This is a genomic window from Lysobacter antibioticus (assembly GCF_000731095.1).
Lineage (GTDB): Bacteria > Pseudomonadota > Gammaproteobacteria > Xanthomonadales > Xanthomonadaceae > Lysobacter > Lysobacter antibioticus_B.
Genome location: NZ_JMTZ01000104.1, coordinates 1 through 10,880 on the forward strand (window position 1 = coordinate 1; position 10,880 = coordinate 10,880).

General features: G+C 68.3%; 9 protein-coding genes. 6 read left to right on the forward strand and 3 right to left on the reverse strand.

Annotated features, from left to right (window positions below; translation table 11 throughout):
• Window positions 1-145 precede the first annotated feature (145 nt).
• Window positions 146-955 carry an ABC transporter permease gene (locus EX88_RS0121415; RefSeq protein ID WP_031374023.1) on the reverse strand — a complete coding sequence of 270 codons (810 nt, stop codon included), beginning with the start codon at window positions 953-955 and terminating at the stop codon, window positions 146-148.
• On the reverse strand, window positions 952-1,938 hold the full coding sequence (locus EX88_RS0121420; protein WP_051885402.1) for an ABC transporter ATP-binding protein: 987 nt from the start codon (window positions 1,936-1,938) through the stop codon (window positions 952-954). Before EX88_RS0121420 ends, EX88_RS0121415 begins: the two co-directional genes overlap by 4 nt.
• 227 nt (window positions 1,939-2,165) lie before the next feature.
• Here EX88_RS0121420 and EX88_RS0121425 point away from each other — a divergent pair, with 227 nt between their 5' ends.
• From EX88_RS0121425 to EX88_RS0121440, 4 genes are all read left to right on the forward strand, one after another.
• On the forward strand, window positions 2,166-2,912 hold the full coding sequence (locus EX88_RS0121425; protein ID WP_031374025.1) for a ferredoxin--NADP reductase: 747 nt from the start codon (window positions 2,166-2,168) through the stop codon (window positions 2,910-2,912).
• A gap of 262 nt (window positions 2,913-3,174) precedes the next feature.
• Window positions 3,175-4,668, forward strand: coding sequence for an alpha/beta hydrolase (locus EX88_RS0121430; protein WP_031374026.1), 1,494 nt, complete (start codon window positions 3,175-3,177; stop codon window positions 4,666-4,668).
• A 131-nt stretch (window positions 4,669-4,799) separates the two neighbouring features.
• Window positions 4,800-5,546: an ATP-binding cassette domain-containing protein gene (locus EX88_RS0121435; RefSeq protein WP_031374027.1), complete on the forward strand. Its 747-nt coding sequence runs from the start codon at window positions 4,800-4,802 to the stop codon at window positions 5,544-5,546.
• The gene (locus tag EX88_RS0121440; protein WP_031374028.1) at window positions 5,543-6,730 is read left to right on the forward strand and encodes an ABC transporter permease; all 1,188 of its coding nucleotides are present in this window, start codon (window positions 5,543-5,545) and stop codon (window positions 6,728-6,730) included. The genes EX88_RS0121435 and EX88_RS0121440 overlap by 4 nt, the downstream gene beginning before the upstream one ends.
• Before the next feature lie 186 nt (window positions 6,731-6,916).
• Here EX88_RS0121440 and EX88_RS0121445 read toward each other — a convergent pair whose 3' ends face one another.
• Window positions 6,917-7,912: an energy transducer TonB gene (locus EX88_RS0121445; RefSeq protein ID WP_152566405.1), complete on the reverse strand. Its 996-nt coding sequence runs from the start codon at window positions 7,910-7,912 to the stop codon at window positions 6,917-6,919.
• A gap of 575 nt (window positions 7,913-8,487) precedes the next feature.
• Here EX88_RS0121445 and EX88_RS0121450 point away from each other — a divergent pair.
• The gene (locus EX88_RS0121450) at window positions 8,488-9,558 is read left to right on the forward strand and encodes an SPFH and helix-turn-helix domain-containing protein (protein WP_031374030.1); all 1,071 of its coding nucleotides are present in this window, start codon (window positions 8,488-8,490) and stop codon (window positions 9,556-9,558) included.
• On the forward strand, window positions 9,558-10,661 hold the full coding sequence (locus EX88_RS0121455) for a hypothetical protein (RefSeq protein ID WP_031374031.1): 1,104 nt from the start codon (window positions 9,558-9,560) through the stop codon (window positions 10,659-10,661). The genes EX88_RS0121450 and EX88_RS0121455 overlap by 1 nt, the downstream gene beginning before the upstream one ends.
• The last annotated feature ends 219 nt before the right edge of the window (window positions 10,662-10,880 follow it).

The following is a 10,880-nucleotide window of genomic DNA, read 5'->3' on the forward strand; positions in this document are numbered from 1 at the left end:
TTGCGCCGCTCCTACCCTTCGCGAAAGCACACCGCTTCGATGAGCAACATCGGCGCCGTCGCCTCTACGCATCCCGCGGTCGCGACTCACGTCGCTCCTACAAAGGCGGAATGCCGCGCTGCGAAACCCTCCAGCAGGCGCAGCCTCAGCTGCGCAACCCCACGCCCCGCTTGAGCAACCACAACGCCAACGACGACAGCGCCACCACGAAACCGATCATCAACGCATACGCCACCCACAACGGCACGTCGCTGCTGCCGAGCAGGCCGTAGCGGAAGGCGTTGACCATGTAGAAGATCGGGTTGGCGTGGGTCGCCGCCTCGGCCCAGGCCGGCAGCAGCTTGACCGAATAGAACACGCCGCCGAGGTAGGTCAGCGGGGTCAGGATGAAGGTCGGCACGATCGCGACGTCGTCGAACTTCTTCGCGTACACCGCATTGACGAAGCCGGCCAGCGAGAAGATCGTCGCGCCGAGCAACACCGTGGTCAGGGTCACCAGCGGATGCGGCACGCGCACCGAGGTGAAGCACATGGCGATCAGCAGCACGATCACGCCGACCATCAACCCGCGCAGCACCGCGCCGGCGACGTAGCCCCACAGGATCACCCAGTTCGGCATCGGGCTGACCAACAGCTCCTCGACGTGGCGGCCGAACTTGGCGCCGAAGAAGCTCGAGGAGATGTTGCCGTAGCTGTTCTGGATCACGCTCATCATCACCAGGCCGGGGACGATGAACTCCATGTAGCTGTAGCCGCCCATCTCGCCGATGCGCGAGCCGATCAGGCCGCCGAAGATCAGGAAGTACAGGGTCATGGTGATCGCCGGCGGCACCAGGGTCTGGCCCCAGATGCGCAGGATCCGCATCACTTCGCGACGGACGATGGTGCCCAGCGCGACCAGGTTGCGGCGCATCGGGGTGGGTTCGGCGACGGCCGCGGGCAGGGTCTGGCTCATGCGGCGGTCTCCGTCTGCGCGGCTTCGGGCTGGTTGATCATGCGCACGAACAGTTCTTCCAGGCGGTTGGACTTGGTGCGCATCGAGCGCACCCGGATGCCGGCCTCGCCGAGCGCGGCGAAGACCCGGTTGAGGTCCATCGCGCGCGGCATTTCCAGGTCGAGGGTGTGGTCGTCGGTGGCGACCACGGTGGTGCCCTCGATCTGCGGCAACGCCGCCGGCAGCACGCCGTCGATGTCGAACAAAAAGCCCTCGACGTCGAGCATCGCCAGCAGGGTCTTCATCGGCCCCTGCTGGACGATCCGGCCCTGGTCGATGATCGCCAGGTTGCGGCACAGGCTTTCGGCCTCTTCCAGGTAATGGGTGGTCAGGATGATGGTGGTGCCGGCGGCGTTGATCTCGCGCAGGGTCTTCCACATGCCGCGGCGGATCTCGATGTCGACGCCGGCGGTGGGCTCGTCGAGGATCAACAGGCGCGGCCGGGTCATCATGGCACGGGCGATCATCAACCGCCGCTTCATGCCGCCCGACAGGGTGCGGCTCATCATGTTGGCCTTTTCCCACAGCTGGGCGCGCTTGAGCTCTTCCTCGGCGCGCTGCAGCGCCACCGCCCTCGGCACGCCGTAGAAGCCGGCGTAATTGACGAGGATGTCGATGGGCTTCTCGAACATGTTGAAGTTCAGCTCCTGCGGCACCAGCCCGATCAGGCGCATCGCCGCCTCGCGCTGGGTCGCAAGGTCGGTGCCGAAGATCGACACCGAGCCTTCGCTGAGGTTGACCAGCGAGCTGACGATGCCGATCAGAGTCGACTTGCCGGCGCCGTTGGGGCCCAGCAGGGCGAAGAAGTCGCCCGGGGCCACGTTCAGGGACACGCCCTTCAGGGCCTGGACGCGGTTGTCGTAGGTCTTGCGCAATGCGCGCACGCACAGGGCCGGCACCGGCTCGGCCGATGCCGCTGGGGAGGCGGCCTGGGACTGGGTCATTCGGAGTGTTCTCGGGAAGCCTGGCCGCGGGCCCCGCGGCGAATGCCTTAGTATAGGCGGCCCCGCGGTGGCGCTCCGGTCACAGACTGTTGCGAATTCCCGCGTTGCGCAGCCCCGCACAGTCCCCAGACTTTGCACCAGACGGCCGCACCGACCATCGCCCGGGTCGCCCTACGCGTCCGAACGCCCACGCGCCTTAGACGGCACGATCCAGAAGCACGATCTCCATGAAGCAGTTTCCGCTCAAACTCGTTTCGCGCCGGATGTTGGCCCCGACCGTCGGCCACTACGTCTTCCTGCGCGACGACGGCGAGCCGCTGGACTACATCCCCGGCCAGTTCATCCAGGTTCACTTCCAGTACGCCGACGGCACCGCGACCAAGCGCAGCTACTCGCTGGCGAACATCCACGACCATGCCCTGGGCGCGGGCGAGACGGTCGAGATCGCGGTCAGCTACGTCGCCGGCGGCGCTGCGACGGCGCTGTTCGAGGGCATGGGCGACGGCGATCTGGTCCAGGCCAGCGGGCCGTTCGGCCGCTTCTGCCTCAACCCGGCCGACACCAATCGCCGCTACCTGCTGATCGCCACCGGCACCGGCGTGACCCCGTACCGGGCGATGCTGCCGCAGTTGGAAGCGCTGATCCGCGACCGCGGCATCGAGGTCGTGCTGCTGTACGGCGCACGCTCGCCGGTCGAACTGCTGTACGGCGACGACTTCCGCGCCTTCGCCGACCGTCACCCGAACTTCCGCTTCGTGCCCTGCTTCTCGCGCGAGCTGCCCGAGCAGCCGCACGCGGACGTGCGCCACGGCTACGTCCAGCAGTTCCTGGAAGAGTTCGCGCCGAGCGCCGACGGCGACATCGCCTACCTGTGCGGCAACCCGAACATGGTCGACACCTGCTTCGAGGCGCTCAAGGGCTACGGCCTGCCGGTGCCGCAGATCCGCCGCGAGAAGTACGTCTCCTCGAAATAAGCGCCCAGCGCGCGACCCGGCGCCGCAGCGCGGAGCCGGGCCCGGCGGCGCCTGCCTGGAGGCACCGCAACGGCTCCATCGCCGCCTCGGTCGCGAGCGCGCAGCCCCGCGTCGAAATCCGTCGCTTCGGTCCGGTCACATTTTTCCCATCGCGCCCGTCTGTCATTCTTGAAGGCGCACCGCCTGGGAACGAGAAACGGACATGCACCCATTTCGATACGGATACCGACCGCGCAGCCTCGCGGTCGTCGGACTCGCCGCGATGCTCGCGGCGGCCGCGCTGAGCGGCTGCGGCCAGGCCGGCTCCGCCGACAACAGCGCCAAACGCCACGACGGCAACGCGATCAAGCGCCACTACGGCCGGATCGTGTTCGATCCCTGCACCCTGTCCACGCCCTACGCCAGCGGCACGATCGCGGCGCAGTGCACGCAATTCGAGGTGCCGGAGAACGCCGCCGAGCCCAAGGGCCGCAAGCTCAAGCTCAACCTGGCCTGGTTGCCGGCCACCGACGAGGCCGGCGTCGCCGAGGACCCGGTGTTCTTCCTCGCCGGCGGCCCCGGCCAGGCGGCGACCGAATCCTGGCCGAGCGTCGATGCCGCCTTCCGCGAGGTGCGCAAACACCGCCATATCGTCCTGATCGACCAGCGCGGCACCGGCAAGTCCTCGCCTCTGGCCTGCCGCGACGCCAGCGGCGATAACCAGCCCCACCGCGACGAGGCCGCCCAGTTCGACGCCGCGGTGCAGGCGGTCGAGCTCTGCGCCAAGCAACTCAAGGTCGACGCCAGCCGCTTCACCACCAGCGACGCGATCGCCGACCTCGACGCCGTGCGCGCGGCCATCGGCGCAGCCAAGATCGACCTGGTCGGGGTGTCCTACGGCACCCGCGTCGCCCAGCAGTACGCCACGCGCTACCCGCAGCACACCCGCAGCGTGGTGCTCGACGGCGTGGTGCCGAACGAACTCGTGCTCGGCAGCGAGCACGCGCGCAATCTCGACAACGCCCTCGCCCTGCAGTTCAAGCTGTGCCAGCAGATCCCGGCCTGCCGCGCACGCTTCGGCGGCGAACCGCGCGAACAGCTGCGCCAGCTGATGGCGCGCCTGCAGACGCCGGTCGAGGTCGATTACCGCGACCCGCACACCGGCGAGCAGAAGCGCGCGCCGATCAGCGCGGTCCAGGTCGGCATGCTGACCCGGATGTTCTCGTACGCGCCGGAAGCCGCTTCGCTGTTGCCGCTGGTCTTGAACGAAGCCGACCAGGGCCGCTACGCGCCGCTGATGGCGCTGTCGAAGATGATCGAGAGCCAGCTCAACGACGAGCTCAACTACGGCATGCAGTTGTCGGTGATCTGCGCCGAGGACGTCGACCTGCTCCAGCCCGATCCGAGCGATGCCGACACGGTGATCGGCGACGCCATGAGCAAGACCCTGATCGCGCAGTGCAAGGCCTGGCCGACCGGGCAGCGCCCGAAGGATTTCCACGCGCCGTTCAAGTCGAGCCTGCCGACCCTGCTGCTGTCGGGCGAACTCGATCCGGTCACGCCGCCACGCTACGGCGACCAGGTGGTCAAGCACCTGGCGAACGGCCGTCATCTGATCCTGCGCGGCCAGGGCCACGGCGCGCTGCGCATCGGCTGCACCCCGAAGCTGCTCGGCCAGTTCGTCGAAACCGCCGACGCCAAGCAGCTCGATGCGCGTTGCCTCGATGCGCTCGGCTACGTGCCGCCGTTCGTCTCTTTCAACGGCTGGGAGCCGTAAGAACCGGGAATCGGCCATGGGAATCGGGAATCGACGAAACCGCTCGATGAGACGGTCCGATGAAACCGCCCCGTGCCGACCACCTTCGCCGTTCCGACTCCCCGTCCTCATAACCGAATCGCGTGGAAGCCATGATTTCAGCTCACGATCTGCATAAAAGCTTCAAGACCAAGACCGGTACCGTCCACGCCGTGCAAGGCGTCGACTTCGAGGCCCGCGACGGCCAGATCACCGGCCTGCTCGGCCCCAACGGCGCCGGCAAGACCACCACCCTGCGCATGCTCTACACCCTGATGCGGCCCGACCGCGGCGAAGTGCGCGTGGACGGCCTGGACGCCGGCCGCGACCCGGCCGCGGTGCGGCGCGCGCTCGGCGTGCTGCCGGACGCGCGCGGCGTCTACAAGCGCCTGACCGCGCGCGAGAACATCGCCTACTTCGGCGAACTGCACGGCCTGTCGCGCGGCCTGATCGACGAGCGCACCCGCGCGCTGTCGCAGGCGCTGGACATGGGCGACATCCTCGACCGCCAGACCGAAGGCTTCTCGCAAGGCCAGCGCACCAAGACCGCGATCGCCCGCGCCCTGGTCCACGACCCGCGCAACGTGATCCTGGACGAGCCCACCAACGGCCTGGACGTGATGACCACGCGGGCGATGCGCGGCTTCCTGCGCGGCCTGCGCGAGGAGGGGCGCTGCGTGATCTTCTCCAGCCACATCATGCAAGAGGTGGCGGCGCTGTGCGACCGCATCGTCATCATCGCCAAAGGCCAGGTCGTGGCCGCCGGCACCGCCGACGAGCTGCGCGCGCAGACCGGCCAGGACAATCTCGAAGACGCCTTCGTCCAGGCGATCGGCAGCGACGAGGGCCTGCACGCATGAACACCGCCGCCTTTTCCGCCATGTGGGCGGTGATCCGCAAGGAACTGCTCGACATCTCGCGCGACCGCCGCACCCTCGCCATCGCCTTGTTGCTCGGCCCGCTGCTGTATCCGCTGCTGATGCTCGGCATGGGCGCGCTGGCCGAGAACCGCGCGCGCACCCAGCTCGACACCGAGCTGCGGGTGCCGGTGCGCGGCGCCGAGCACGCGCCGAACCTGATCAAGTTCCTCGCCACTCAGAACATCGTCGCGATCCCGGCGCCGGCCGACCTGGATGCGGCGATCCAGAACCAGGACCACGACGTCGCCCTGATCGTCGCCAAGGACTACGCCGAGAACTGGAAGCAGGGCGAGCCGGCCCTGGTCGAGATCGTCCAGGACAGCACCCGCCGCGACGCCGAGATCCCGAGCCGGCGCGTGCGCGCCGCGCTGGAGGGCTATAGCCGCCAGGTGGGCGTGCTGCGCCTGCTCGCGCGCGGCATCGCCGCCACGGTCGCCCAGCCGGTCAACGTCGGCGACCGCGACGTCGCCACGCCCGAGGCCAAGCGCGGCCTGGTGCTGTCGGCGCTGCTGCCCTACCTGCTGATCATGACGTCCTTCATCGGCGGCGCTTACCTGATCATCGACGCCACCGCCGGCGAACGCGAACGCCAGTCGCTGGAGCCCTTGCTGGCCACTCCGGCTTCGCGCGGCTCGATCGTCAGCGGCAAGATCGCCGCGGCCTGCATCCTCGGCCTGCTGTCGCTGTTGCTGACCCTGTTCGCCTTCAAGCTCAGTTCGCAGATGAGCAGCGGCATCGGCCAGATGCTCGACGTCAGCCTGCCGGCGATCGGCCAGATGCTGCTGATCCTGATGCCGATGTCGTTCATCGGCACCGCGCTGCTGACCTATCTCTCGGCCGCGGCCAAGAGCCTGAAGGAAGCGCAGAGCCACATCACCTGGCTGATGCTGATGCCGCTGCTGCCGACCTTCGTGTTGATGGTCAACCCGCTCAAGACCCAGCTGTGGCAGTTCGCGGTGCCGTTCCTGGCGCAGAACCAGCTGCTGCTCAAGGTGATCCGCGGCGAGGCGATCTCGGGCCAGATCTGGGCGGTGTACCTGGCCACGGCCTTCGCCCTGGCGGCGCTGCTGTGGTTCGCGGCGGTGCGCCGTTATCACAACGAGACGCTGGCGATTTCAGGCTGATTCGGCCGCCTCCAGCGGCCTTGGGCTGAGCCGGGCTTGGTCGAGCCGGCCAGCGTCGACTGGCCGGGCCGGCGGCAGCGAGGCCCTGGATCGAACCCTATCGCTGCGACACCCGGCAACACCCAAGAAAAAGCCCGGCTCGCGCCGGGCTTTTTCGTTCTGCGATGACGGCGAACGCCGCGCGGATCAACCGCCCGGGTTGAAGCCGATCGTGCGCCGGGTGGTGACCTGGCTCGGGACCGGCTGGAAACGCCACTTGCGCACCGCGTTGACGGCTTCGCGATCGAACACGCGGGCCGGGTTGGAGCGGACCACGCGCGCGGCGGTGACCGAACCGTCGGTGCCGACGGTGAACTCGACCTGGACCTCGCCCGACTGGCCGGCGCGCAGGGCTTCCGGCGGATAACGCGGCGCCGGGGTCGACACGGCGCGCAGTTCGCTGGCCGGGGTTGCGGTCGACGCCGTCGCCGCACGCTCGGTCGCGGCCGGGCGCTCGGCGCTGCGCTGTTCGCTGGCGCGCTGCTCGGCGGCGCGTTGGTCGGCCGCACGTTGCTCGGCTTCGCGCTGCGTCGCCGCCTGGCGTTCGGCGGCCTGCTGGGTCGCCAGTTGCTGGGCGGCCTGCTGCTGTTGCTGCTGCTGTTGAGTCTGGCGCTGCTTCTCCACCTCGGCCTGCTTCTTGAGCTGCTCTTCGGCGGTCAGCTTTTCCTGCTCGGCGCGCTTGGCCAGGGCCTCCTGCGAAGTGCCGATGCTGGCCTTCAGGCGGGCGACCGCCGGATGCTGCGGATCGGCGCGTTCGATCAGCGCGGCCAGGCGCTGGGCTTCGGCGAAGTCCTCGCGGCCCACGCTCTGTTCGGTCGCGATGACCGTCATCGGCAGCAGGTCGGTCAGCGCGCTCGAGGCCACGGCGTCGGCCGGGGCTTTCTCGCGCAGGGCGAGGTAGTACTCGACGGCGTTGTCCTCGGCCGGCGCGTACAGGCGGTTCTCCACATAGGCCTTGCGGGCGGCCTCGCGCAGCTGCTCGACCGACAAGGCCGAGACCTTGGCCGATACGGCGGTCTGCGCCGTCACCGCGGGAGCGGTGGCCGCGGTCGCGGGCGCCGCGTCCGTGGCGGGCGCGGCGTCTTCCTTCTTTCCGCAGGCCGCCAGCGCGCATCCCAGCGCGATCACGGCGGAGACCTGCATTACAGCGGACAGCCGGCTGTTACGCCGGTCATTGTTAGCGACGATCATTGGCAAAAACTCCCCTGAAGTACGCGAGACCCGTCCGATACGGGGCCGGGCGCACGCCCGATAGGACGCGCTACGGAGCCGCGTTTGTCAAGCGTTCAGGTTGGCTGGGGGCCCCGGGATAGGCGTCAGACATGGAGTGTGCCACCCATCGCGGCCCGGACCGATACCGGGTGTGTCGGTTCGCGCCCCTGGCGCGACGAATTGCACAAATTTCGTCACCCGGCGTTGCCCCGGCCGAGGCGACGTCGCGGCGATGCAACATCGTGCGCGGCGCGGGGTTGCGCGGGCCCGGCCGGGACATCGGGCAGGCGGTCGCATCGCGTCCACGCTGCCCTCCACCCCATGCGGCCCCGGTACGGTCCGAACCCGACCCACCGGCCGGGCCCGCCGACCGTCGCTGACCTCACATCGGTCTGCTCCGGATCGGCCTGCTCCGGATCGGCTTGCCCTGGATCGGTCTGCTCTAAAGCGGCCTGCTCTAAACCAGCGTGTTCTAGAATCGCCGCACCACAGGCAGGGAGCGGGACATGAGCATTCTGGGTTTCATCAAGGGCGAGCTGCTGGAGATCATCGAGTGGACCGATGATTCGCGCGACACCCTGTCGTTCCGCTACCCGGACGACGACAAGGAGATCAAGAACGGCGCCCAGCTGATCGTGCGCGAGTCGCAGCAGGTGCAGTTCGTCGCCGCCGGCCAGTACGCCGACCTGTTCGGACCCGGCAAGCACACCCTCAAGACCGAGAACATCCCGGTCCTGTCGACCATCCTGGGCTGGAAGTACGGCTTCAACTCGCCGTTCAAGTGCGACGTCTACTTCCTCAACACCCGCCTGTTCACCGGCAACAAGTGGGGCACCTCCAACCCGGTGATGATGCGCGACGCCGACTTCGGCGTGGTCCGCCTGCGCGCCTTCGGCACCTACGATTTCCGCATCGTCGACGCACCCAAGTTCCTCAGGGAAGTGGCCGGCACCGACCAGAATTTCCGCCTCGACGAATTCGCCGACACCATGCGTTCGCGCATCGTCAGCGTGTTCACCGAGGCCCTGGCGACCGCCAACGTGCCGGCGCTCGACGTGGCCTCGCGCTACGGCGAACTCGGCGACGCGCTGCTGCCGATCATCAACCCGGCCATGACCGGCAAGTACGGCATCGAGATCACCGCCTTCGTGCTCGAGAACGTGTCCGTGCCGCCGGAAGTCGAGAAGGCCATCGACGCGCGCTCGAGCATGGGCGTGGTCGGCAACCTCAACGACTACGTGAAGTTCCAGATGGGCCACGCCATGGGCCAGGGCGGCGAAGCCGGCGCGGCCGCCGCGGTGCCGGCGCAGATGGCGGTCGGCTTCGGCATCGCCCAGGAAATGATGCGCAGCATGCAGAGCGGGCAGGCGCAGGCCCCCGCCGGCGCGACTCCGCCGCCGGTGCCGGGGGCGGCCAACGCGCTTGAGGTGCTGACGCCCGAGCAGGCCGCCGCCGCGCTCGGCGTCTCGGTCGAGGACGTCATGGCCGCGATCGCCGCAGGCGAGCTCAAGGCCCGCAAGATCGGCAGCGCCACCCGCATCGCCAAGGCCGCACTCGAAGAATTCCTGCGCGGCTGATGGACAACGCCACCGTCGGCAAGCATCCCTGCCCGGAGTGCGGCGGGGATCTGCAATGGAATGCGGCCAAGCAGTCCCTGGCCTGCCCCTACTGCGGCACGATCGTGCCGTGGTCGCCTGCGCAAGAAGCGCTGGGCGAGCAGGTCGTGGAACTGGATCTGGTCAGCGCGCTCGCCCAGCACCCCAGCGACCAGCGCGGCTACGGCGGCGGCGGCGAACGCCGCGAAGTGCAATGCCAAAGCTGCAAGGCGATCTCGGTGTTCGTCGACGGCAAGGTCGCGCAGCGCTGCGAATTCTGCGGCTCGCCGGCGGTGATCGACCACGAATCGCTCGGCGATGCGATCACCCCGCAGAGCCTGCTGCCGTTCAAGATCAGCGACGGCCAGGTCCGCGACATCATCCGCAAGTGGTACGGCACGCGCTGGTTCGCGCCGAACCGGCTCAAGCACGCCGCCCTTACCGACACCCTCAAGGGCGTATACCTGCCGTACTGGACCTTCGACGCCCACGTCTCGGCGGACTGGACCGCCGAGGCCGGTCATTACTACTACGAGACCGAGAGCTACACCGAAAACGGCCAGCACAAGACCCGCCAGGTGCGCCACACCCGCTGGGAACCGGCGGCCGGCTCGTTGCAGCACTTCTTCGACGACGACCTGGTGCCCGGTACGGTCGGCGTGCACGCGAACCTGCTCGAACAGATCGGCCAGTTCCCGACCACCAGCGACCTCAAGCCGTATTCGCCCGAGTTCGTGCGCGGCTGGATCGTCGAGCGCTACCAGGTCGACCTGCGCGCCGCCTCGGTGCTCAGCGAAAGCTCGATGCAGGAACAGACCCGCAGCCTGTGCTCGGCCGAAGTCCCCGGCGACACCCAACGCAACCTGCAGGTCGACGCCACGTATCGCGGCCGCACCTTCAAACACATCCTGGTCCCGGTCTGGCTGGTCAGCTACACCTACGGTTCGCGCAGCTTCCAGGTGTTGGCCAACGGCTACACCGGGCAACTCGCCGGCGAGCGTCCCTACAGCTGGGTCAAGATTTTCTTCGCGGTGATGGCGGCGTTGATCGCGGCGGTGGTGGTGTTCGGGGTATTGGGGCGGTGATCGGGGTGTGATCGTCGTGTCGCAGTCGCATCGGCGCGCAGAGGCGACAACGCCGACGTCGCTTGTCGAAGCGGCGTACTTTCGCGGGGTAGGAGCGGCGCGAGCCGCGACCGCGCTGTAACAGTCTCGCGGCGTATCGCTCAAGCAAGATCAGGATCAGGATCAAGATCAAGATCAAACGCCAAGAGCTTCCGCCACTAAAGCGGCGGGTTACTTTCT